Annotated in this window: 22 protein-coding genes; 18 read left to right on the top strand and 4 right to left on the bottom strand. The window is 44.8% G+C overall.

Annotated elements, in window-relative coordinates; all coding sequences use genetic code 11:
- Positions 1-10 precede the first annotated feature (10 nt).
- The 4 genes from aspS to AC0YN6_RS10530 all read left to right on the top strand — a co-directional run bounded on the left by aspS (position 11) and on the right by AC0YN6_RS10530 (position 4,287).
- The gene (aspS, locus tag AC0YN6_RS10515) at positions 11-1,825 is read left to right on the top strand and encodes an aspartate--tRNA ligase (RefSeq protein ID WP_475746730.1); all 1,815 of its coding nucleotides are present in this window, start codon (positions 11-13) and stop codon (positions 1,823-1,825) included.
- Positions 1,826-1,854: 29 nt separating this feature from the next.
- Positions 1,855-2,610 carry a tRNA threonylcarbamoyladenosine dehydratase gene (locus AC0YN6_RS10520; RefSeq protein ID WP_475746731.1) on the top strand — a complete coding sequence of 252 codons (756 nt, stop codon included), beginning with the start codon at positions 1,855-1,857 and terminating at the stop codon, positions 2,608-2,610.
- A gap of 188 nt (positions 2,611-2,798) precedes the next feature.
- Positions 2,799-3,038 (top strand): hypothetical protein, encoded by a 240-nt coding sequence (locus AC0YN6_RS10525; RefSeq protein ID WP_475746732.1) that lies wholly within the window; start codon positions 2,799-2,801, stop codon positions 3,036-3,038.
- Entirely contained in the window at positions 3,013-4,287 is a 1,275-nt protein-coding gene (locus AC0YN6_RS10530; RefSeq protein ID WP_475746733.1) for a replication-associated recombination protein A, read from the top strand. Before AC0YN6_RS10525 ends, AC0YN6_RS10530 begins: the two co-directional genes overlap by 26 nt.
- A gap of 163 nt (positions 4,288-4,450) precedes the next feature.
- Here AC0YN6_RS10530 and AC0YN6_RS10535 read toward each other — a convergent pair whose 3' ends face one another.
- Complete coding sequence (locus AC0YN6_RS10535; RefSeq protein WP_475746734.1) at positions 4,451-5,326, bottom strand: helix-turn-helix domain-containing protein; 876 nt, start codon at positions 5,324-5,326, stop codon at positions 4,451-4,453.
- 139 nt (positions 5,327-5,465) lie between these two features.
- Here AC0YN6_RS10535 and AC0YN6_RS10540 point away from each other — a divergent pair, with 139 nt between their 5' ends.
- Complete coding sequence (locus AC0YN6_RS10540) at positions 5,466-6,290, top strand: phytanoyl-CoA dioxygenase family protein (RefSeq protein ID WP_475746735.1); 825 nt, start codon at positions 5,466-5,468, stop codon at positions 6,288-6,290.
- Between the two features lie 228 nt (positions 6,291-6,518).
- Positions 6,519-8,954 (top strand): hypothetical protein, encoded by a 2,436-nt coding sequence (locus AC0YN6_RS10545; RefSeq protein ID WP_475746736.1) that lies wholly within the window; start codon positions 6,519-6,521, stop codon positions 8,952-8,954.
- 124 nt (positions 8,955-9,078) lie between these two features.
- Here AC0YN6_RS10545 and AC0YN6_RS10550 read toward each other — a convergent pair whose 3' ends face one another.
- Together AC0YN6_RS10550 and AC0YN6_RS10555 are read right to left on the bottom strand one after the other, a co-directional pair.
- Positions 9,079-10,164, bottom strand: a complete 1,086-nt coding sequence (locus AC0YN6_RS10550) for a copper resistance D family protein (protein ID WP_475746737.1) — start codon at positions 10,162-10,164, stop codon at positions 9,079-9,081.
- The gene (locus AC0YN6_RS10555; RefSeq protein WP_475746738.1) at positions 10,164-10,733 is read right to left on the bottom strand and encodes a copper resistance CopC family protein; all 570 of its coding nucleotides are present in this window, start codon (positions 10,731-10,733) and stop codon (positions 10,164-10,166) included. Before AC0YN6_RS10555 ends, AC0YN6_RS10550 begins: the two co-directional genes overlap by 1 nt.
- Before the next feature lie 374 nt (positions 10,734-11,107).
- Here AC0YN6_RS10555 and AC0YN6_RS10560 point away from each other — a divergent pair, with 374 nt between their 5' ends.
- Positions 11,108-12,451: a hemolysin family protein gene (locus AC0YN6_RS10560; protein ID WP_475746739.1), complete on the top strand. Its 1,344-nt coding sequence runs from the start codon at positions 11,108-11,110 to the stop codon at positions 12,449-12,451.
- A 79-nt stretch (positions 12,452-12,530) separates the two neighbouring features.
- On the opposite strand, the gene mnmA is transcribed toward AC0YN6_RS10560, so the two are convergent.
- Positions 12,531-13,664, bottom strand: a complete 1,134-nt coding sequence (gene mnmA / locus AC0YN6_RS10565; RefSeq protein WP_475746740.1) for a tRNA 2-thiouridine(34) synthase MnmA — start codon at positions 13,662-13,664, stop codon at positions 12,531-12,533.
- A gap of 201 nt (positions 13,665-13,865) precedes the next feature.
- Here mnmA and cymR point away from each other — a divergent pair, with 201 nt between their 5' ends.
- The 11 genes from cymR (at position 13,866) to mltG (ending at position 23,160) form a co-directional block, all read left to right on the top strand.
- Positions 13,866-14,285 (top strand): cysteine metabolism transcriptional regulator CymR, encoded by a 420-nt coding sequence (gene cymR, locus AC0YN6_RS10570; RefSeq protein WP_475746741.1) that lies wholly within the window; start codon positions 13,866-13,868, stop codon positions 14,283-14,285.
- 13 nt (positions 14,286-14,298) lie between these two features.
- Positions 14,299-15,453 carry a cysteine desulfurase family protein gene (locus AC0YN6_RS10575; protein ID WP_475746742.1) on the top strand — a complete coding sequence of 385 codons (1,155 nt, stop codon included), beginning with the start codon at positions 14,299-14,301 and terminating at the stop codon, positions 15,451-15,453.
- 17 nt (positions 15,454-15,470) lie between these two features.
- Positions 15,471-16,007: a PRC-barrel domain-containing protein gene (locus AC0YN6_RS10580; protein WP_475746743.1), complete on the top strand. Its 537-nt coding sequence runs from the start codon at positions 15,471-15,473 to the stop codon at positions 16,005-16,007.
- A gap of 13 nt (positions 16,008-16,020) precedes the next feature.
- Positions 16,021-16,218: a hypothetical protein gene (locus AC0YN6_RS10585; RefSeq protein ID WP_054027275.1), complete on the top strand. Its 198-nt coding sequence runs from the start codon at positions 16,021-16,023 to the stop codon at positions 16,216-16,218.
- Between the two features lie 155 nt (positions 16,219-16,373).
- Positions 16,374-17,444 (top strand): AI-2E family transporter, encoded by a 1,071-nt coding sequence (locus tag AC0YN6_RS10590; RefSeq protein WP_475746744.1) that lies wholly within the window; start codon positions 16,374-16,376, stop codon positions 17,442-17,444.
- Between the two features lie 353 nt (positions 17,445-17,797).
- Positions 17,798-20,431 carry an alanine--tRNA ligase gene (gene alaS / locus AC0YN6_RS10595; RefSeq protein WP_475746745.1) on the top strand — a complete coding sequence of 878 codons (2,634 nt, stop codon included), beginning with the start codon at positions 17,798-17,800 and terminating at the stop codon, positions 20,429-20,431.
- A gap of 50 nt (positions 20,432-20,481) precedes the next feature.
- Positions 20,482-20,748: an IreB family regulatory phosphoprotein gene (locus tag AC0YN6_RS10600; protein WP_076270873.1), complete on the top strand. Its 267-nt coding sequence runs from the start codon at positions 20,482-20,484 to the stop codon at positions 20,746-20,748.
- A gap of 60 nt (positions 20,749-20,808) precedes the next feature.
- Positions 20,809-21,225 carry a Holliday junction resolvase RuvX gene (gene ruvX / locus AC0YN6_RS10605; RefSeq protein WP_475746746.1) on the top strand — a complete coding sequence of 139 codons (417 nt, stop codon included), beginning with the start codon at positions 20,809-20,811 and terminating at the stop codon, positions 21,223-21,225.
- Between the two features lie 8 nt (positions 21,226-21,233).
- The gene (locus AC0YN6_RS10610; RefSeq protein WP_475746747.1) at positions 21,234-21,530 is read left to right on the top strand and encodes a DUF1292 domain-containing protein; all 297 of its coding nucleotides are present in this window, start codon (positions 21,234-21,236) and stop codon (positions 21,528-21,530) included.
- Positions 21,530-21,841: a DUF1292 domain-containing protein gene (locus AC0YN6_RS10615; protein WP_475746748.1), complete on the top strand. Its 312-nt coding sequence runs from the start codon at positions 21,530-21,532 to the stop codon at positions 21,839-21,841. Before AC0YN6_RS10610 ends, AC0YN6_RS10615 begins: the two co-directional genes overlap by 1 nt.
- Before the next feature lie 212 nt (positions 21,842-22,053).
- Positions 22,054-23,160: an endolytic transglycosylase MltG gene (gene mltG, locus AC0YN6_RS10620; RefSeq protein WP_475746749.1), complete on the top strand. Its 1,107-nt coding sequence runs from the start codon at positions 22,054-22,056 to the stop codon at positions 23,158-23,160.
- The last annotated feature ends 26 nt before the right edge of the window (positions 23,161-23,186 follow it).

The raw sequence follows: 23,186 nt of genomic DNA on the forward strand, positions 1-23,186 counted from the left end.
CATGAAAACTATGTTGTTAAAAACACATCACTGCGGCCGCTTAACGAAAGCGGACGTAGGTCAATCAGTTATTCTAAACGGCTGGGTACAACGTCGCCGCGATCTTGGAGGCGTACTATTTATCGATCTTCGCGATCGTTCGGGTATTGTACAAACGGTATTTAACCCGGATTTCTCCGGTGATGCACTTGCGATCGCTGACCGCGCTCGTAACGAATACGTGCTTGCGATTCAAGGGACAGTAGTTGAGCGCGATGCTGAAACTTACAATGCTAACCTTGCTACAGGGGAAATCGAAGTACGTGTTACAAAAATTGAAGTATTGAACGCTGCAAAAACACCTCCATTCCCAATCGAAGACGGCGTTGAGGTTGATGAACCGCTTCGTTTGAAATATCGTTACCTGGACCTGCGTCGTCCGGAAATGCAAAAAACGTTGTTCTTGCGCTCGAAAGCAGCTAAGATTTTCCGTGATTTCCTAGACGGAGAAGGCTTCATCGATGTGGAAACACCAATCCTTACGAAGAGCACACCAGAAGGCGCGCGTGATTACTTGGTGCCGAGCCGTGTGCATGAAGGCGAATTTTTTGCATTGCCGCAATCGCCGCAAATTTTCAAACAGCTGCTAATGGTGGGCGGTATTGAGCGTTACTACCAAATCGCTCGCTGCTTCCGCGATGAGGATCTTCGTGCAGACCGTCAACCGGAATTCACGCAAGTCGACATCGAGACTTCTTTCCTTTCACAGGATCAATTGCTTTCGATGATGGAAGAGCTAACGGCTAAGCTTCTGAAAGAAACAGTTGGCGCTGAGCTTGAATTGCCATTCCAGCGTATTACTTATGCCGATGCAATGAACAAATACGGCTCTGACAAACCAGACCTTCGTTTCGGACTAGAAATTAAAGATATTACAGATATCGTATCCAGCAGCGACGTGAAAGTATTCGCAAGCGTTGCAGCAGGCGGCGGTGTTGTCAAAGCGTTGAACGCTAAGGGCTGTGCAAGCTGGAGCCGCAAAGAGCTAGATGACTTGCAGCCATTCGCTGCTCGTTACGGCGGTAAAGGTCTTGCTTGGATCACTGTGAAGGATGGCGAATGGCGCGGTCCAATCGTTAAATTCCTTAAGCCGGAAGAGATTGCTGCACTTACAGAGCGTCTAGAAGTTGAAGACGGAGATTTGCTTACATTCTCCGCGGATAAGAAGAAAGTCGTTTCAGACGTGCTTGGCAACCTTCGTTCTAAGCTTGGTAAAGACCTAGGCTTGATCGATGAATCCAAATTCAAGTTTGCATGGGTTGTTGACTTCCCATTGCTTGGCTGGGATGAGGATGCGAAGCGTTATGTAGCGGAACACCACCCGTTCACGCGTCCGAATGAAGATGACCTTCATTTCTTCGATACAGATCCAGGTCAAATTCGCGCACAAGCGTACGATCTTGTTCTGAACGGCTATGAAGTAGGCGGCGGCTCTATGCGTATCTACAAGCGTGAAGTACAAGAGCAAATGTTCAAAGCGCTAGGATTCAGCATGGAGGAAGCACAAGAGAAATTCGGCTTCTTGTTGGATGCATTTGAATATGGTACGCCTCCACACGGCGGTATTGCTTTTGGTTTTGACCGTTTGGTTATGCTGCTTACTGGTCGCACGAATCTGCGTGAAACGATTGCATTCCCTAAAACGGCAAGTGCAACAGATCTTCTATGCGACGCGCCGTCTGAGGTTGAGCTGTCACAGCTTGAGCAATTGCATATTCGTACTGTGCTTAAACCAAAACAACCAGTTGCCGCAGCAGCACAAGCAGCGGAAACAAACGAAAAATAAGCAATTAATGCCAAGGAGGCGGCAGCCGAATGCTTCACCAATTTTCACGAACAGAGCTTGCTATTGGGCCAGAGGGGCTAGCGCTAATGAAGGGGAGCACGGTTGCCGTGCTCGGCATCGGAGGCGTTGGCGGCATTGCTGCTGAGGCGCTGGCCCGTACTGGGGTTGGACGCATCATACTCGTTGACAAAGACGTCGTAGACATTACGAACGTAAATCGTCAGATTCATGCGCTCACAACGACAGTCGGCCAAGTAAAGTCTGAGCTTATGCGCGACCGGATTAAGCTTATTAATCCTGAATGTGACGTAATTGCTTTGCGTATGTTTTATACAGAAGAAACGTTTGAACAGTTTTTCGAATATCCGCTTGATTATGTCGTGGATGCATCCGATACGATTTCGTATAAGATTCATTTAATCAAGCAATGTTTGGAGCGTAAAATACCGATTATTTCGAGCATGGGTGCAGCAAATAAGATGGACCCAACGAAATTCCAGGTTGTCGATATTTCGCAGACGCATACCGATCCGTTAGCACGGGTTATCCGTACAAAGCTTCGGAAGGAAGGCATTAAGAAGGGCGTTAAGGTTGTATTCTCAACTGAGCTGCCAATGAAGCCGCGTGAAGATGTGACGAAGAAGATTGTTCCGGAGAATGCGCCTGAAATTCGCAAGGCAAAGCAGCCTCCAGCGAGCAATGCGTTCGTTCCGCCAGTAGCGGGCCTAATCATGGTCAGTGTCGTTGTGAAGGATCTGCTCGATGCAGGCGGTATTGAGCTGTAAGCTTATATCTCAATTCGATAAATAAGGCAAAAAGAAATAGCCGTTTCGCAAAAAAAGCATGTTCTGCTTTTACGTGCGAAGCGGCTATTTTTAGTTTAATTAGACCTTACCTATTCGGAAGCATATATGGCGAACAAATGTGCTTATATGCTATGATCGGAGTAACAGATGGCAGAAGGTTGGGAAGCATGATGGATTTATTTTCTTATCAAGAAGTAGAAATGCCGCGCGCCAGGCTGCTTGCAGATCGTATCATTATATTTATTGGTGCGACAACAGATTATATATACAAAAATCAGAGTGAAAAATTAAAATCACTTGTAGAGACGCGGTTATACGAATTATTCGCCAAAGTAAAAATCAATTTGGAGAAAAATTATCAAGTGAGAGTGGGGTGGAGCAATGTATCAAGAGCCGTTAGCGCATAAAATGAGACCAACAACGATCGACGAAGTGATTGGGCAGCGGCACTTATTGGGCGAGGGAAAGTCGATCAGGCGCATGTTGCAAAATAAAAAAATTTCGTCCATGATTTTGTTCGGTCCGCCTGGTATCGGTAAAACTTCCATTGCGAACGCGATTGCTAACAGCATCTCTCTCCCGTTTATGAAATTAAATGCAGTAGCGTCAGGCAAAAAGGATTTAGAGGATGTTGTCAAGCAAGGCAAAATCCTTGAATGTACGATTTGTCTCTATGTAGATGAGATACACCGCTTTTCGAAAACGCAAATTGAATATCTTCTTCCATATTTGGAATCGGGCGAAATTGTCCTTATTGGCTCAACAACGGAGTCGGTCATGCATTCGCTGCCATCCGCAATTTTGTCACGTTGCGCAATTTATGAACTGAAGCCGTTAACTCCTGAGGAAATCAAAATCGGTTTAGAGCGTGCACTCAAAGATCGCGAACGAGGGCTAGGCTTTTTTTTCGTCCGCTTTGAAGATGAAGCGTTCGATCATATTGCTGCGGTGAGCGGCGGCGATTTACGAACTGCGTTAAATGCACTTGAATCGTTGGTTATTTCAAACATTCAAATCGGCTTGGACGTGGAAATTGTAATCACGATTGAAATGGTTGAAGAAGCGCTCAACAAAAAGAGCATGGGCTACAACGGAGAAGACACTTTGTATAACTTACAAAGCGCCTATCAAAAGAGCTGCCGTGGATCAGATGTTAATGCCGCGATGCATTACTTGGCGCGGATGCTCGAATCGGGCGACCTCGTGACCATTTGCAGACGTATGCTTGTCATCGCATGGGAAGATGTTGGACTAGCTGATCCAAACGTGGGTAACATCGTGCTTAGTGCAGTACTTTCTGCTGAGCGCTTGGGGATGCCTGAGGCGCGCATCCCGCTTGCAGTAGCCACGTCCGTCATTTGCCTTACCCCGAAATCCAACACAGCCTACACCGCATTAGATCGTGCTTGGGACGATATACGCAAAGGTAAAGTCGGCGACATTCCAAATTCGCTAAAAGATGCGCATTATAACGGCGCCGCACAGCTTGGCCGCGGCATTGGTTATAAGTACCCGCATGATTTCGGCGGCTGGGTGGATCAGCAGTACCTTCCTGACGTGTTGAATGACGTGGAATATTACGTCCCAAAAGAACGCGGCGCCGAAAAAGCTTACGCCGCTTCGTATAATAAGATAAAGGAATTAAAAGATAAGTAATCGAAGAGACAAATAATCAGCCTGCTAGAACTTTTATACCGTTCAAGTTGGCTGTTTTTCATTAATCGGTCCGAGGATCCATTATGCTAACGGGATACGATAGATCAATGTCGAAGGGGCTGCCACTTGGTAGCCCCTTCACTCAACTAACTCGCAGATTTGTTTAGTCAAGAGAAGCTCTGCGCCACTGGGAGGGTGATATACCGATAAACTTTTTGAAAACGGTGGCAAAATGCTGGCTGGTCTTGTACCCTAGGTTCATCGCAACTGTTGTGACGCTGACCTCTTGCTGACGGAGCATCTGACAGGCAAGATCCATCCGCAGCCGATCGATATAATTAGCTGGTGACTGCCCATGCATATCACGGAACAATCGATAGAAATGGGATTCACTTACGCTAACCATATCAGCGAGCTCTTTATTATTCCATCTCTTTTCTGGTGCTGCTTGGACGGCTTCGGTCAATTTAATCATAGCCGCATGGAGATCAAATGGAATTTGACAGTTAGAGGACGGGCTAATTATTTGAAGAATAATATCGAGTATGAAATGACGTACTCGGCAGGAAGCCAGTGACTCATTATGTTCAATAGTATCTCTTAGCTTGATGAATGGTTCACGAACACGACTATCCACGAATACGATTCTTGGTAGTTGTTGCAGCTGGCGATGAATCTCCATTCGATCCTCATCTTGTAAATTTAGCCACCCGGAATGCTCGGAGGGATCCGTAATAATCATCCACCAGATGCTACAGGGCTCAATGAAATTAGAACGTGCACGATGCCATTCTCCAGGCCGAGTGTAGAAGAGCTGACCGGCGTGGGAAGGGAATGAGTGACCGTCTACCTCCCAAGTGGCCTTCCCACTTTCCACGAATACAAACTCGTACGAACGTTCATGTTGGTGGACGACTAAAGGTGAAGCTGCATGAAAGCGGTCATAACCGAACATGATCAATTCAGGTACGTTGGATAGCTGAATTGACAACGGAAATTCATACACCCAACGCGCAGTTTCAGTCTTTATTTTCTCCATTGTTAAGGTCCTCCGTCGTTTTTAATGGTCTCTTATGTTTCTAATCCTATTTGATAGGTTTTGAAAAGTCAATGCTCGTCTTGTGGTCTACAATGAACGTAGTAAGCCAAATTGACCAAGAAAAGATGAGGTGTCCATAATGGGAATTATTCCATATAACATTACAGCAGCGGATAAAGAGAGGTTTGATCAAGACGGTTATTGGATCAGTCCGAAATTGCTGGATGACGAGACGATCGAGCGTCTTCGCGGCGCGCATGAGCGTATTTGGAAGAAAGATTACGATGGGGCTGGTATGCCGCTTCATGCCTTCAATCTTTCTGACGATCCATTTGCTCTTCGTAAATTCGATAATGGCTGGTGGATTAACGATGAAGTTCGTAGTGTCGTCACCGATCAGAATTTGGGCCAAATGGCTTCGAATCTGTTGAACGAGGACGAGATTCGTCTATGGCATGATCAAGTGATTTACAAGCCGGGTACTGCAGGAAAAGAAACACATGCAGGGAATGTGGGCTGGCATCAGGATTACGGCTATTGGCGCGCAAGTAGTACAGCGAATATGATAACCGTATGGATTGCATTGCAGGACACGGACCTGAATAATGGCGGTATGATGACAATCTTAGGATCACATAAGTGGGGCGCAGTCGAGGGAAGTGATACTTTCTTTGAACAGGATATGACGAAGCTGAAGCAGCGTTTTGCAACGCGAGATTGGGTAGAGGAGCCTTGTATTTTAAAAGCTGGCCAAGCGAGCTTCCATCATGCCCTTACATTCCATGGCTCGTCAACGAATTTCACAGATCAGCCACGGTTATCTGTTGTTGCTCATCTAATGCCTGGAGATACTTCCTACAAACAAGGCAGAGCTCGGCATGATAATGTTCGATTGCTGGGACCACGTCCAGAGTTCGGACAGAAGTTTGATAATGAGTTCTTCCCGTTACTGTATTCCAAATAGGATAAAACAAGTGAAAGTGCACTAAGGAATTAACGGATACTTTAGCTTAACAATCACCGGGACGAGGCTGCCGACACAAATCGGCAGCCTCGTTGAGCTATACCAGCTAATAGCTTGTCAAGATTACCAGTAAAGTGGATCTAACACATGTGCTAAAGTTAAAATAGGCAAGTCAAATAACCCTCCAATCAATCGTGTTTTGGAAGGATGGGCATAGGAGAATTAACATTGAATAATCAAACAATAAAGACGACATATAAGGTTAGTTGGGACCCAGAAACAGGTAATATTAAAGGACTTTATGATAGGTTGAACCCAACTGCTAACTGGATTGACGAAAGGGATAATGGATTTGGAATCCCGTTTTTTCACGGAACGCAATTGCAGGAAGAAAATATCTCCTGTCATGTGGCGGATGTGACGGAGGATAGTTTGTTAGTAATGTCGAAGTCCCGAATGACGTCTGTGAACTGGAAATTCAATCCGGATCAGATTGATCTTGAACTCCGCACAATTTTGGATTGCGGACCACGGGTCGGTCTACAGATGGATTTTAACTTTCTTGATAAGCCAACTGAGGGAAGCTGGAGATTCCAGTGCATGCCTAAAGTCATCTATACAGATGAAAATCTCGGATATGCTTATTTTGTTTTTTTTACCTCGGATGGAAGGTATTTGGCTCTTGCAGTCCGGGACACTTTTGCGGCCTGGAGGATCAAATACAGTTATGAGGGTCATAAAATGACAGGTTTCCAGATTTTGAGCCAGGCTGACGATATTATCACAGGAGAACGACCGCGTCTGCCAAACACGGACTGCTTAAAATTAAGCCTGTATTTCGGAAAAAGCGTGGAAGACTGTCTTGAAAAGCTGGCATCAATATTGGGGATTTCCATTCTTGTACCTGCCATTTCGGGTGGTTTAAAGGGGAGCGCCATCAGAATATCTGAAATCGGCGAAATAGCTGATACAACCATTGTATCTCCCACTGGTAAAACTACTAAGTTAAGTACAGGCAGCAAGAACATTGTACTTGAAGAGGAAGGAATCTATCAGCTTGTTTCACATTCCAGTTCAGGCAGAGTCCACAAAAGCCGGGTACTGTGCCATGCGGAATGGGAACATTTATTTGATAGTGTGAATAATTTTCACAAAGATCATTTTCAGGATGAGTCTGGTGCCTTCTTCCGTACTATCTGGAAGGATACATTATCCCCCAAAAACGGATTGACTTATGAGGGAGTACCGTTTGGTGACCCCAATGTTCACATGTCTTGCAGAACGGGTGAATTTGGTGGATTCGCTGCCTGGGCGATGCTTAAAAACTGTATGGTGTATGGGGAAAAGCCCGAACTATTAGCTTCATTCCAACGTTATCTTCTTAATTGGGCACTGAATCGTGGGCACGAAGATACTCCTTATATAGGCACAGTCTGTAAACACGACCACCAATTTCGTGGTCGAAGTTATGGGCCTTATCATCTATACGAAGAAATTAACTATTTGCAATATGAAATCTTTCTGTTGGAGCAAATGGTGGATTACTATGTCATCACCAACGATCAGTCGGTTCTTGTTGATGCTGTAAATTTGGCAAAACATATCATTGAAGAGCATCAGCAAGAGAATGGATCCCTTGTCAATCAGAACACTCCAGATTATGAGCCGGTTGACTACTCGACTGTGCATCCATCCATTTTAGGTTTTCTAAAATTATATCAGGTCTTAAAAAATAGTGACACCGAAAACGCTGCTCTGATGTTACACACGGCGGAACGGATTGCTGACCATGTCTGTAAACGCGGACTGGACTTCCCAACGGAAGGCGAACCCTGCACAGAGGATGGTTCTATGGCTTGCTCTATAGCAACTTTGGTTTATGCATACGAACAAGTTGCTCCGAAACCGGAATACCTGAAAGTGGCACAAGATATTTTATCTGCCCACGAGGTGTTAGAGCTGTCAGGAACAGACTGCCGTATGAAAAATTCTAGTATTCGTTTCTGGGAAACACAATATGAAACCCGCGACTGGGGACCTTCCATAAATGCTGGCCACGCCTGGTCCATCTGGACGGCAGAGGCAAAAGCAGCAATGGCCCGGATTACCAGAAATTTTGATCTTTTGCAGGATGCCTATGAAGGATTTGTTACCAATATATGTAAAGTGGAGCAAAATGGAGGCATGAGCTGTTGCTATACACCGGATATGATTCCAGCAATCCCGCATGGCCACGGAATACCCGGTATTAATGAACGGATTGCTTTTCAGGAGATGGAATTTAGGCCTACTTCTTCACATCTGGCAATGGATTATGTACAAAAGACTTATGCATCTAGTGGTAATTACTTTTTGATAAAAGCTGCGGAAATCTGGGTGAACATGAGTGGCATTTGCGTAGAGAATGGTGTATCTGTAAATGGTGTGCTAATGGGGGAGGATTTCCATAGTAGCGCTAAACAATTTAATTATCTGCTTTTGTCTCGAACACCAGAAGGGGTGCTACGTATTCACTGCAGGAAAGGGACGCAGCTCACAATTGCCTTTGCTGAGCAGAAAAGAGCTGTAGTTGTTGAAGGTGCATCCGTTGAGCAGGAAAACGATCATACACTCCAACTTTGGACGGAAGCGGATGTCGTAACACTTTTGCCAATTCAATCATAATAATAAAGGTAAATAGCCCGCTTTTCATAATGTAAAAGGAAAAAATCCTGCTAATTTGATGGTAGTCAGCTGATTCATAAGCTAACTGCCATAATAGCAGGATTTTTTCTGTTATTGCTTCAATTTAGGCAACGGAGAACATGAGACCGAAATAGCCGAATACAACAGTGAGAAGCCCCATAATAAATGCTGGGATCAGCTTATTCGAGCGGTACATCCAGAGCAGGCCGACAGACATCACTGCAGCAGCGGCAAGCATAAGTATGCTCTCCATATGCAATGTGAAATGCAAAGTGAGATCAGGACTGAAGCTGCCTTTGAAGATGGATGTGAAAAGCGGTGATGGAGCTTCCGCTTGCAGTGTTTCCTTAACCGTATGCGGCGGCGCTTGTTGACCAAGCACTGCCGTTGCAGCAAGCACGAGCAGGGCAATGATGCTTTCCGCTTTCAGCCATCGTTTTGGATTGAAGGAAGGACTGTTTTTTGCTATTTTTTTGTAACCAAATCCGTTCGAGTAGGCGAAGAGCAGCAATGGCAAAATTAATAGATGCTTAATAAGGAGCATCTGACCGTATGGAAGCATCCAAGCGTTCACATATTCCGGTGTCGTGAATGACATGAGCGTAATACCGGCTAAAAGTGTGACAACGACAGAAATAATCGCAACGGGTGAAAACCACCGCAGAAACGCATGCCAATTCGCATCGTCTTTAGAAAACCAGCTGATTATAAACAAAATGCCAATCCATACACTGACCGCTAGGAAATGTGCTGAATGTGTAATTAATCCTTTAAATCCATAAAGAGATGAAGCGTGTCCAGCATAACCAAGCCAAACGATGAGCAAAAAAGTAACAAACAAAGCGACCTTAGGCATATGCTTATCGTTTTGGAAAGCTTTCAGCCCTAGAAGAAAAGCGAGTCCGGCAGAACCTATTGCTGTCCATACCCATGCCTTTCCCGTATTAATATCGAGCAGAATGCTCTTGAGAATGGAACCGTATGTCATATCAAAATCTTCGGCAAATACAAGAGCAAGCTTATGAATTGGAATAAAGGAAAGAATTGGGATGGCTACTGCACATGCAAGCAATAAGCCATTAGGCACGTACACGGAAGGCCTTCTATCCTCCGGTACAAGCCGCAATAGAAAGGTACCCGTTAAAATGGCGAAGCAAATGTATAGAAGGCCTTCGCTGATATAAATCATTATTTGCGCCTCCGGAGTAACAATACTAGCGCAGCTGCGACAATAATCGCTCCGATAATAATAGCAGGGGTATAGTTCGTTCCCGAATCGGTAGTCGAGACATCATTAGCTGCTTCGTCTGTATTCGGAGTCGTTTCTGGTGAAGGGCTAGGAGCTGTCGTCTCCGCAGGTGCTTCTGTTGTTGCTTCTGGTTCTTGTGTTGGCTCGTCAGTCACGACAGGCGCTTCCACAGTAAACGAATAATCACCTTCCACGGAGTGGCCATCCGCACCAATAATGACCCACTTTACAGTATAGAGACCATTAGGCAAAGCCGTTGGTACCGCCCCGCTCATCGTCATCCCGTCAACCTTGACTTTCTCTTTTTCGATTTCGTCACCATTCGCGTTCAATATTTTGAAATTACTAAGCTTCTCTATCTTTGTGTTAAAGGTCATTTCTATAAGCTCTGGTGAAGCAGTAACCGTTGCATCCCGCGCTGGTACCGCGTTTTCTAATTTAGAGTGGGCCATCGCAACGCCCGGTACGAGCCATAGTGCGGCTAGTAAAATAAGTAATATTCGTTTCATTTGTAAAACCTCCTACATATTTTTGTAACGAGCTTGCGTCGCAAGCTGATTGAATTATAACAGATTCGAATAAGCAGTTGCGCTCTATTAATTGATCATTTGATTGCGGCTTTATGAACATTTGTTGAAGTATGCCTTCTGAGCTTCTTAAATAACGCGAGGAAAGACTGGAAATAAGCGTATAAGTGCTAGCCTATGACGAATACACATAATTACAGTCTTGAGTGCGCATTGCCTCACGGCTTATCGTTGACGCGGCGGAATGGCATCTTGGAGTGATTGTTCATTACACAAAGATCGCCGTATCTTTGTTCCAAAAGGAGGTGCGCCTGTCATCGCATTTTATCATATTTATTGCGGAGGACAGGAATTCGTTGAGTGACCCATTACCGATTAGTTTGTCCTTATTGTTCATTTTTGTTCTTGTATGCCTGAACGCTTTTTTTGTTGCTGCCAAATTTGCGATGGTGAAGGTGAGAGGAAGCCGAATTGATACACTGGTCTCCGAGGGTCATCCACAAGCCAAACTAGCCTCTCATTTGACGAGCAATCTGGACGTGTATTTGTCCGCATGCCAGCTTGGCATTACGCTTGCATCGCTTGGTCTTGGTTGGATTGGGGGGCCGGCTGTTGCAAATGTGGTTGAGTCAGTGCTGAGCTATATCGGAATTCACAATGTGGTGTTCATTCAGGCAGGTTCATTTATTTTGGTTTTTATTTTCATTTCCATGCTGCATATTGTATTTGGGGAGTTGGCGCCAAAAACGCTGGCTATCCGCAAAGCTGAAACCATTTCATTGTTGACGGCATTGCCGCTCGTTTATTTTTATAAACTAATGTTTCCATACATTTGGTTATTCAACGGAATAGCAGGTAAACTTCTTCGTAAAATGGGGATTGAACCGGCCACCGAGAAGGATACAGCGCATACGGAAGAAGAAATTCGAATCTTAATGAAGGAAAGCCATAAAAACGGACTAATTGACAATATGGAGCTTACGCTGGTTGATAACATCTTCGACTTTGCGGAGACGAATGCGCGCGAAATTATGATTCCCCGAACAGAAATGATTTGTTTAAATACGAGCCACAGGTTAGAAGACAATAAGAGGCTAGCGCTGGAGCAAATGCTGACACGTTATCCCGTATGCGAGAATGATAAGGACAACATTATCGGATTCGTGCACATTAAAGATTTATTGAAGGATACGATGCAAAGCTTGCAGGATATACGGCAAATTACGAGACCGATCACAACCGTGCCTGAATCGATGCAGATCAGTATGCTGCTGAAGTTGATGCAAAAGCGAAAGTCACAAATTGCAATTTTGATTGATGAGTACGGAGGTACGTCTGGCCTAGTCACGCTAGAGGACATAATGGAGGAAATTGTCGGTGAGATTCAAGACGAGTTTGACGAGGAGCGGGAGCCTCTCGAAAAAAAAGACGACAATACCTATTCAATTAGCGGGCTCATGCTGATTGAGGAGGTTAACAGCTTCTTTAATCTTAATATTGATACAGATGATTATGATACCATCGGAGGTTGGATTTATTCCAAAATTAATATACCGCCTATTAACAATCAACGTGTTGATTATGGGGGTGCATACGAATTTATTATTGAAGAGACGGATCATCTACGGATATCCCGACTTATTGTTAGGAGAATTGGAGAGAGGGGAGCAGGAACACCAGGGCAGCATTTCGGATCATAATTGAATGTTTTTGAACTAAAAAAAGCTGCCTTACGCGTCGTGAATCGATGCATAGGGCAGCTTTTGTTGTAGATTCGTATTACGCTTGCTTTGCTAGAGAAGCTGAGGGATCAATTTTCTTAACGATATCAATCGTTCCTCCCCCAAGGCAAGCAGCTCCGTCGTAGAGCACGACTGCTTGTCCTGGAGTAATTGCCTTCTGAGGCTTATCAAAAACAATATGTGCCGCACCATTCTCGCCGATCGTTACGCTTACGCCTTGATCCGGTTGACGATAACGGAATTTGGCAGTACAACGAATCGTATCTCCGATTTGGACAGGGTTGATCCAATTCATGCCGCTTGCCGTTAAACTCACGGAGTAGAGGCTGTGATGCTGTTCTCCCTGCACGACATAGAGAATATTGTTCTCCAAATCCTTATCGGCTACGAACCATGGCTCACCAGAGCCGGATCCGCCGATGCCAAGTCCTTGGCGCTGACCTAGCGTGTAGTACATCAGCCCGTCATGACGGCCCTTCTTCTCGCCAGTCTGAATGTCAATCATGTCGCCTGCTTGAGCGGGAAGATAGCCGCTTAAGAAGGTTTTAAAGTTGCGTTCTCCAATAAAGCAGACGCCAGTGCTATCTTTCTTCTTAGCTGTATATAATCCTGCTTCCTCAGCAATGCGGCGCACTTCTGGTTTCGGAAGGTGCCCGATAGGGAACATCGCTTTGGCCAGCTGTTTTTGATTGAGGGCGCTTAAAAAATAGGTCTGGTCTTTATTTGAATCAATTCCGCGAAGCAGCTTTGTCTCACCATCCGCAGTACGTTCCACCTGTGCATAATGACCTGTTGCCAAATAATCAGCGCCAAGCTCCAAAGCACGCTGCAGGAAGTCGCCAAACTTAATTTCGCGGTTGCACATAACGTCTGGGTTTGGCGTGCGTCCACGCTTGTATTCATCGAGGAAATAAGTGAATACTTTGTCAAAATATTGCCGCTCAAAATTAACGGTATAATAGGGAATACCGATCTGTTCACATACGCGGCGAACGTCTTCTGAATCCTCTTCCGCCGTGCAATGACCGAATTCATCGGTATCATCCCAGTTTTTCATGAAAATGCCGACAACATCATAGCCTTGCTGCTTAAGCAGCAGTGCAGTGACGGAGGAATCGACGCCGCCGGACATTCCGACGACCACTCTTGTCGAAGCTTTTGGTTTTTCCATCGTAAACACCACCTTGCTCTAATCAAACCTCTATTATTGTAACATAGGCTGCAAACTTTTTCATGAAGATGACAACCTTTTTGCACACGATACACGTTTGATATGTTAACATATAAGTGAAATGGGAATACAGAGAATTAACAACTAATGAAGCCCACACAATGATAAATCAGTACTATAATGAATAAAAGAGGTGCCATTTTGAAGATATCGACGAAAGGCCGTTACGGCTTAACTATTATGATGGAGCTTGCAGCTAAATTTGGAGAAGGCCCAACATCGCTAAAAAGCATTGCTGAGCGAAATCAGCTTTCCGAACACTATTTGGAGCAACTAGTAGCACCCTTGCGAAATGCAGGTCTTGTGAAGAGCGTACGTGGCGCGTATGGCGGTTATATTTTATCAAAGGATCCGGAAACGATTACGTCGGGGGATATTATCCGTATTCTAGAGGGGCCTATTTCTCCTGTAGACTTTACAGAAGAGGATGATCCGGCTAAGCGTCAGCTGTGGCTGCGTATTCGTGACAGCATTGCTGATGTATTGGATTCAACAACACTTGCAGATTTAATTAATTTCGAAGATCCAGGCAAACCTGATAGCTATATGTTTTATATTTAAAGGAAGCGGACCTATGAAAAATCATTATTTTGATCATGCCGCCACTACTCCTATGCATCCAAGCGTCGCCAAAGCGATGCTTGAGGTTATGCAAGGACCTGGCGGCAATTCGTCTAGTATGCATACTTTTGGAAGAGCTGCGAAGCAGCAGTTAAATCGATCACGCGATCTCATCTCAGCAGCACTCGGCTGCAAACCAGGGGAATTAATATTTACATCAGGCGGTACGGAAAGCGATAACGCCGCTTTGATCGGCGCTGCAAGAGCACAGCGCAAACGAGGCAAGTCACATCTTATCACTTCAGCTGGTGAACATCACGCTGTTCTTCATACTTGCGAATGGCTGGTCAAAGAAGAAGGGTTCTCCCTTACGGTGCTTCCTATAGACAGCAACGGACTAACATCGCCTGAACTTGTTCAGGAAGCCATGACGCCAGAAACGGGAATCATAAGCATCATGCACGGAAATAACGAGGTTGGCACGATACAACCTATTGAAGAAATCGGGCGAATCGCAAAGGCGGGCGGAGCGATCTTCCATGTCGATGCCGTTCAAGCCTTAAGCTGGTTCGAATATAAGCTTAATGAGCTGCCGATTGATTTAATGAGTTTTTCTGCTCACAAAATAAACGGCCCGCAAGGGGTTGGCGCGCTATATGTGGCAACCGGTACGCCGATTGATGTCCTTCAGCATGGCGGATCACAAGAGAGAAAACGCAGAGCAGGAACCGAAAATATTGCAGGCATCGTCGGATTTGCAGCGGCGGTTGACATTTCTGTGAACGAGCGAGAAAAAAAGCAACTTTTTATGGACGAGCTTCGTAAGAGATGGATAGAACTGCTGCACAAGCATGTTGATGTGCCAATCGTAATTAATGGCAGTGAGCATCATTATTTGCCGCATATCGTAAATATCAGTTTTATCGGCATTGATACGGAGACCATGCTGATGAACCTGGATATGGAGGGTATCGCAGCAGCAAGCGGTTCTGCTTGTACCTCCGGTGCGCTCGAAAGGTCTCATGTATTAAGAGCGATGCAGCTTCCTGAGGAACAAATTCAATCTGCTGTAAGATTTAGCTTTGGTTTGGGGAATACTTTGGAGGAATTAGAAGATGCCGCGCAAAAAGTTGGAACAATCGTGAGGCGTATTCGTAATAACTACTAGGAGGACTCCAGCTAAGCGTGATCAAACTTCAACGGCTTATTGGACTTCCCGTCATCGTTATCCATTCCGGCAAGCTTGTCGGAACTGTAAAGGACGCCTGGTTCGACGAGCATTGGCAGCTGAAAGGGCTGATACTCGATTGTCCCAAGTGGTTTGCTTCAACCGTCAAAATAGTGGAGTGGACTCACGTATTATCTTGCGGAGAGGACACTGTTATTATAGAAAGTGAAGCAGCGATCGTTCGGATGAAGTCGAAGCAATTGCTACGTTCTTTCTACACAGGATTAGTGAAATTAAAGGATTTACCCGTCGTTACGGTCCTAGGTATTCAACTTGGCCGGGTGTCGGATGTTTATTTTTACCCAAAAGAGGGTACACAAATAGTAGGCTACGAGCTTACGGACGGTTTTGTTTCGGATCTGATGGAAGGACGCAGATGGCTGAAGGCGTCGAGCGATCCGGATAGCGTATTGCTCGGGGAAGACGCGATTATTGTTCCTGCTGTCAGTGAAGCGGAATTGGAGCCTGTCGCAGCTTCCAATTTCAGAGGATAGGGAGAAATGAAAGATGATGAGATGTCCGAATTGCAATTCGAAAGATATCGGAAAGATCGGTTCCCACCAGTTTTATTGCTGGGGCTGTTTCATTGAACTGACGGTTAACGGCGACAAAATGTCGGTTTACCAAGTAGAAGAGGATGGCACGTTAAGCTCGCTTGACGACTTGTTCTTTGAAGAGGAAATTACACAGGTTCACGTCAACTGACGTGCGTTGCTATAAACATAAATATCAAAAGACGGTCAACGACCGTCTTTTTTTTGTTGTTAAAGGATGAATTCTACCGTTTATACATATACTGAACTAGTTCCGCTTGTCCTGCCTAGGGCGAGCCGGAAATAGAAAGTTCGGGGGTGAGGACGGTGGATCGATTTACGAAGAACCGTCTGTTTGTATGGCTGGTTTATATTATTTTGGGCTTGATTGCGATTTATCTCATGCTGCTAATAAAGCCGCTTATTGTGAGCGTATATGTTTTTGTAAAAGCAGTTTTTGCTCCATTTATTATTGCAATGATTATATCTTATGTTCTGAATCCTATTGTCACGATGCTGCATGACCGTAAGGTTCCTCGAACGATCGCTGTGCTGCTTATTTATGCTGTCTTTTGCGCTGTTATTACCGTACTGCTCGTAAACTTAATTCCGATGTTCATCGAACAGGTGCAGGAATTAAACCGTCACGTGCCAGAGCTTTCGATGCGTGCTCAAGATATCGTTTCAGACATTAATAACACTTCTTTTTTGCCTGAAAGCTTACGAAATGGGCTCAATAAGTCACTGGTGCATATAGAGAAGAAACTGTCAGAGAGTCTGTTTAACTTTGTTAACAATATCGGATCGATGTTAAATGCCGTATTTATTACGTTCATCATTCCGTTTCTTGCCTTCTATATATTAAAGGATTTTGATGTGTTTGAACGGACTGTCATCACATATGTGCCTAAATCACATCGTAAAAACACGGTCAGGCTCCTTAAGGATATCGATACTGCTCTGGGCAGCTATATTCGCGGTCAATTTCTCGTTTGTATTATTGTAGGGGTGCTTGCATACTGCGGATATCTTCTGATCGGAATGCCGTATGCTTTGTTGCTTGCGGGTATTGTTGCGATAACGAATGTCATTCCGTATTTAGGTCCTTTTTTTGGAGCAGCGCCTGCCATTCTAATGGCTTCAACCGTATCCATAAAGATGGTCATTCTTGTTGCAGTAATTAACACCTTATGCCAAATACTCGAAGGGAACGTCATTTCGCCTCAGGTAGTTGGTCGAACGCTCCATATGCATCCGTTATCGATCATCTTTGCGTTGCTCGTTGGAGGTGAAATTGCAGGCATTGTCGGCATGATTTTGGCGGTTCCTATTTTTGCGGCTTGCAAGGTCATCATTCAGCATATGTTTGCATATTACGTGCGAAGAAAGATTATTTGACAGGCGGAAAGGGTGTAGATATAATTTTAAAATAATCAAGTGTCAATAATAAGGTAATAAAACGTTGATGAAATGAAGTAAGCCAATGCCCGTTAGCCAGAGAGAAAGCTTCTTCGCATATGCTTGTCGTAAGTGCTATGCGTCGGTTGAGAGAGCTTTTTATGACGAAGAGTGGCCGAAAGCTATTTTCAGAGTGTGAATGAACTTCACCGGCTTGACCCGTTAAAGTCTAATGAAGGCGATTGCGTATGCTGTTTACAGCGGGCAATAACCAGGGTGGTACCGCGATTCTATTCGTCCCTGTCTATGACAGGGGCTTTTTTGTGTTTAATATTTGAAGGGGGCTCACACCAATGAAAGCTAGTGAAATTCGTGCAAAGTGGCTTGCATTTTTTGAAAGCAAAGGCCATAAAATTGAACCAAGCGCATCGCTTGTACCGCATAATGACCCGTCACTTTTATGGATCAATGCAGGTATGGCACCGCTTAAAGCTTATTTCGATGGGCGTGTCGTTCCAGAAAATCCGCGTATTACCAATTCGCAAAAGTGTATTCGTACGAATGATATCGAGAACGTTGGTAAAACTCGTCGCCACCATACCTTTTTCGAAATGCTTGGCAACTTCTCGATCGGCGATTACTTTAAAGAAGATGCAATTACTTGGGCGTGGGAATTTCTAACTGAACCGCAATGGATCGGCTTTGATCCGAACCGCTTGTCGGTAACCGTATATCCAGAGGATGAAGAAGCGTTTGCTTTCTGGAATACAAAAATTGGACTTCCAGCTGAACGTATTTATAAGCTAGAAGAAAACTTCTGGGATATTGGCGAGGGCCCTTGCGGACCTTGTACAGAAATATTTTATGACCGCGGCGAAAAATACGGTGACTTATCGGACCCAGAATGTTGGCCAGGCGGTGAGAATGAGCGTTTTCTAGAAGTTTGGAACGTTGTGTTCTCGCAATTCAACCATAATAAAGACGGCAGTTATACACCGCTTCCAATTAAAAATATTGATACAGGCGCAGGACTTGAACGTTTTGCTTCGATCCTGCAGGATGTGGATTCGAACTTCGACACGGACATATTCCGTCCAATTATCGACCGCACATGTGAAATTGCTAAAGTAAGCTACAAAGTGAACGAAGAGCATGATGTGGCGCTGAAAGTTATCGCTGACCATATTCGTACAGTAGCTTTCGCTGTTGGTGACGGGGTTATGCCTTCAAACGAAGGACGCGGCTACATTATTCGTCGTCTGCTTCGTCGTGCTGTACGTTATGGAAAAACGATCGGCATCGATCGTCCATTCTTGCATGAATTGACATCAATTGTAGGCGAGGTAATGGGCGTTTACTATCCAGAGGTTGTCGAGAAGCGCGAATTTATTGAACGAGTGATCCGTACGGAAGAAGAACGTTTCCATGAGACTTTGTCAGATGGACTCGCTATGCTGTCCGACTTGGTAGCAACAGCAACAAAAGATGGTAAAAAAGAGATTAACGGAGACGATGCATTCCGTTTGTATGACACATACGGCTTCCCATTCGATTTGACGGAGGACTATGCTTCGGAGAATGGCATGACGGTTGATCGTGCCGGATTTGATGCAGCAATGGAAGCACAGCGCGACCGGGCTCGCGCGGCTCGCCAAGACACAGGAAGCATGAAGGTTCAGGGCGGTCCGCTTGGTGATTTCACGGTTAAAAGTGAGTTTGTTGGCTATAATGAATTGGTAACTGAATCCAAAATCATTGCCATCGTTCATGAGGACTTGTTGGTTGAAGCAGCTTCAGAAGGCAGCAAAGTTATCGTGATTTTGGATCGCACGCCTTTCTATGCAGAAAGCGGCGGACAAATCGGCGATACAGGAACGATTACGGGCAAAGGCTTTACTCTTCAAGTTGAAGAAGTAACAAAGGCGCCTCATGGCCAAAGCGTACATCACGCCGTTGTTGCGTCAGGTACTATTCGTATCGGCGAAGCCGCTGAGGCAGTTGTTACGAGAGCGGTACGTGATGATATTATCAAAAATCATACGGCAACACATTTGCTTCATAAAGCTCTTAAAGAGGTGCTTGGTGATCATGTCAATCAAGCAGGCTCTTCAGTCGAAGCTGAGCGCTTGCGCTTTGACTTCTCCCATTTTGGCAGCATAACAGCTGAAGAGTTGGTTGAAATTGAACGTCGTGTTAATGAGCAAATATGGCTGGGTACGGCGGTATCGATCGATACGAAATCACTGAGTGAAGCTAAAGCAATGGGTGCAATGGCTTTGTTTGGCGAAAAGTACGGCGAAGAGGTGCGCGTGGTTCAGGTTGGCAGCTACAGCTTGGAACTTTGCGGAGGCTGTCATGTTAGCAATACATCGCAAATCGGAATCTTCAAGCTGCTCAGTGAGAGCGGAATTGGTTCAGGCGTGCGAAGAATTGAAGCCGTTACAGGCAAACATGCGTATAACTATTTGGAAGGTCAGCTTGAGCTTCTCAAACAATCGGCTTCCCTCTTGAAATCAAATTCAAATGATGTGCCTAAACGCATCGAAGCATTGTTCGGTCAAGTGAAGGAGCTCTCGCGCGATAATGAGTCGCTTCAAGCGAAGTTAAGCCGTATTGAGGCAGGTTCACTTGAGCAAAATGCTAAGACTGTGAATGGAATTACCGTTCTGACTGCAAAAGTGAATGCTCCTTCAATGGATGCGCTACGCGGCATTGTTGATGAGTTGAAGCTTAAACTTGAGTCAAGCGTTATCGTGCTTGGTGCGATTTCAGATGACAAGGTTAATCTTGCAGCTGCGGTTTCTGCAGATTTGATCAAAAAAGGATTCCACGCTGGAAAAATCGTTAAAGAAGCTGCAATTCATTGCGGCGGCAGTGGCGGCGGACGCCCAGATATGGCACAAGCAGGCGGAAAAGATACATCAAAGCTGGAAGAAGCTTTGAAACTTGCAGAAGAACTAGTTCTGAGTCAAACAAATGTGATATGATGTGTTTGTATATCTCATTAGAAAGCGGTTTGGAAAGCGAGGTGCTGGCGATGAGTTCCATGGACAAAACAATGAAATTTAACGTGAAGGCGGAGGGGGTTGAATCTTCTCAAGATATTTTGCTATCGGTGCATGAAGCGCTTCTAGAGAAAGAGTATAATCCGATTAACCAGATCGTTGGGTATTTACTGTCCGGAGATCCCGCATATATACCGCGGCATAACAACGCCAGAAGTTTAATTCGTAAGAAAGAACGAGACGAATTAATTGAAGAGCTTGTCCGGTTTTACTTAAACCATAAGAAACAACAAGCGTAAACGGCTAAAGCCCTCCTTAGGAGGCTTAGCTATCGTTTCGCAGAAGGGACCGGACAAGACATGAGATTGATGGGATTGGATTATGGTGACCGCAACATAGGAGTTGCTGTCAGCGATGCTTTTCGATGGACCGCACAGGGAACTGGAGTGATTGAACGCAGACGAGACGCTAGCGAGTTTGACCGCATTGCAGAGCTAGTTAAGGAGCATGAGGTTAGCGAGATCGTTGTAGGTCTGCCGAAGAACATGAACGGAACCGTCGGTCCGCGTGGGGAAATTTGTATTGAATTTGCAGAACAGATTAAGCAGAAACTAAACATACCTGTTCACCTTTGGGACGAAAGGCTGACAACGGTAGCTGCCGAACGGACGCTGATTGAAGCGGACGTCAGCCGGAAGAAGCGAAAGCTCGTAATAGACAAAATGGCTGCAACGCTCATTTTGCAAAATTATCTCGATTCTAAAGCGAAAAGGTGAGGGTAAACATGACAAATCAAGAGATGGAATTCGAAGAGCCGGAAATTATTTATATCCCGGATGAAGAAGGAAATGAAGAAGAATTCGAAGTCATCATGAAATTTGAAGTTGATGGTTCCGATCAGAAATATATGATGGTGGTTCCACTCACTGGCGAAAATGACGAGGAAGATGAAGTATATGCTTTCCGTTATGAAGAAGAAGGCGATGATCTAAAGCTGTATACCATTGAAGATGAAGAAGAATGGAATATAGTTGAGGAAACATTTAATACCCTCCTTGGTGAGATGGAGGAAGAAGACTAATGTCCGGCACAGAGCATGAAGCACCAAAGAAGTTGAATACGCTAATAACGGCATTTGGCAATGCAATTGAGCTTGAAGCAGATGACGGCAGTGTTGAGGTATACGATATTAAAGCTGAGTTTCAGCTTGGGGATCGCATTTATGCAGCCCTTCAATCGGACCCAATGCGCGGTGAAGATGATGTTGAGCTATTCCGTGTTATTCAAGTAAACGGTGAACCGCAGCTTGAGAACATCGAGAATGACGAAGAGTGGGAAGCAGCATCAGAAGCTTATGATGATTTGTTGTTTGCAACTGATGAGCGTCCTTAATGAGTACACGTATATGCATTTAACGAGAGAGCGGCCAATAACCGCTCTTTTGTTCCATGTTTAGAGCCAAATGCTGAATTATGGAAATATTTTTCGACTCATTTCTGGTTTTACTGCAATTTTAGCTGAGCCACCAGAGCATGGTCTCAGCCATTTCGCCTGCGCATATCGACATACCGAACATGTTGGAATAAAGATAAGGGGGTCTAAGTTTGGACAAGTCATCAGAGAGGCTTGAGCAATATTCTTCATCAGGACCGAAGAAAAGCCGCATCACTTTATGGGTTATTTTAAGCTTGCTTGGGATTATGATCATCGGTGCAGGAAGCGTGGCTTTGTATGTATGGAGTAACTTGAAGCCGACTGCTGCTGGAGCGGTTCAGAAGTTTGATATTCCGAAAGGAACATCGGCGAATGAGGTTGCAGATTTATTGGAATCGCAAGGATTAATAAAAAATGCTTTTATATTTAAGTATTATTTGAAGTTGAACGATCAAGGCGGACGATTTCAAGCAGGATTATACGAGCTTAGTCCCGGCATGACAAATGACGCAATTATTGCTAAGCTGAACGCTGGCGATACAGTAGCAGAGGAAACGATTCGCTTCACGATACCTGAGGGCTTTACGGTACTGCAAATAGCTGACAAGCTTGCAGCAGAGAAGCTGATTGACAAGGAAAAGTTTATTGGTTTAGTTGCATCAGAAAAAAACTGGGGCGATGCGGAGGCTGCTCGCGCTATCCCGGAAAATGATAAACTGCATCAGCGTCTTGAAGGCTATCTTTTCCCCGATACGTATGAAATGAAAAAGGACAGTACAGAAGCTGATATTATTAAACGAATGGTGCTTGAGCTTGATCGGAAGCTTGCTGAGCTTCCTGAGGGCTGGATGGACGTGCTTGATGAGAGAAAAATGTCATTTCATGACATGCTGACGATCGCATCACTCATTGAGCGCGAAGTTGTAGTAGATGAGGAAAGAGCGCTTGTAGCAGGCGTTATCTATAACCGAATTGCTGATGGTATGAAGCTACAAATTGATGCTACAGTTCAATATTCATTGGATAAACCAAAAGAACGTCTTTATGAGAAGGATTTGCTAGTAGACAGTCCATATAACACGTATAAAGTAGAAGGTTTGCCTCCGGGACCAATTGCTAGTCCTAGTATTGAATCAATTAAAGCAGCTATATATCCTGAGGATACGGAGTATTTCTTTTATGTAACCAAGAAGGACGGCAGTCAGTCTCACTTGTTTGCAAAAACGTATAAAGAGCATTTGAGAAACATCGAGAAAAGTAATCAGCAAGCGGAGTAGGCGCTCACAATGATTAAGAAAAGGGG

Source organism: Paenibacillus sp. J22P15, from assembly GCF_056269345.1.

Coding starts and splice junctions, on each gene's coding strand:
- aspS (WP_475746730.1), top strand. CDS start 11: ATGTTGTTAAAAACACATCACTGCGGCCGCTTAACGAAAGCGGACGTA.
- AC0YN6_RS10520 (WP_475746731.1), top strand. CDS start 1,855: ATGCTTCACCAATTTTCACGAACAGAGCTTGCTATTGGGCCAGAGGGG.
- AC0YN6_RS10615 (WP_475746748.1), top strand. CDS start 21,530: ATGTCCGGCACAGAGCATGAAGCACCAAAGAAGTTGAATACGCTAATA.
- AC0YN6_RS10525 (WP_475746732.1), top strand. CDS start 2,799: ATGATGGATTTATTTTCTTATCAAGAAGTAGAAATGCCGCGCGCCAGG.
- mnmA (WP_475746740.1), bottom strand. CDS start 13,664: ATGGAAAAACCAAAAGCTTCGACAAGAGTGGTCGTCGGAATGTCCGGC.
- AC0YN6_RS10575 (WP_475746742.1), top strand. CDS start 14,299: ATGAAAAATCATTATTTTGATCATGCCGCCACTACTCCTATGCATCCA.
- AC0YN6_RS10530 (WP_475746733.1), top strand. CDS start 3,013: ATGTATCAAGAGCCGTTAGCGCATAAAATGAGACCAACAACGATCGAC.
- ruvX (WP_475746746.1), top strand. CDS start 20,809: ATGAGATTGATGGGATTGGATTATGGTGACCGCAACATAGGAGTTGCT.
- AC0YN6_RS10600 (WP_076270873.1), top strand. CDS start 20,482: ATGAGTTCCATGGACAAAACAATGAAATTTAACGTGAAGGCGGAGGGG.
- AC0YN6_RS10610 (WP_475746747.1), top strand. CDS start 21,234: ATGACAAATCAAGAGATGGAATTCGAAGAGCCGGAAATTATTTATATC.
- AC0YN6_RS10540 (WP_475746735.1), top strand. CDS start 5,466: ATGGGAATTATTCCATATAACATTACAGCAGCGGATAAAGAGAGGTTT.
- AC0YN6_RS10555 (WP_475746738.1), bottom strand. CDS start 10,733: ATGAAACGAATATTACTTATTTTACTAGCCGCACTATGGCTCGTACCG.
- AC0YN6_RS10550 (WP_475746737.1), bottom strand. CDS start 10,164: ATGATTTATATCAGCGAAGGCCTTCTATACATTTGCTTCGCCATTTTA.
- AC0YN6_RS10585 (WP_054027275.1), top strand. CDS start 16,021: ATGATGAGATGTCCGAATTGCAATTCGAAAGATATCGGAAAGATCGGT.
- alaS (WP_475746745.1), top strand. CDS start 17,798: ATGAAAGCTAGTGAAATTCGTGCAAAGTGGCTTGCATTTTTTGAAAGC.
- AC0YN6_RS10535 (WP_475746734.1), bottom strand. CDS start 5,326: ATGGAGAAAATAAAGACTGAAACTGCGCGTTGGGTGTATGAATTTCCG.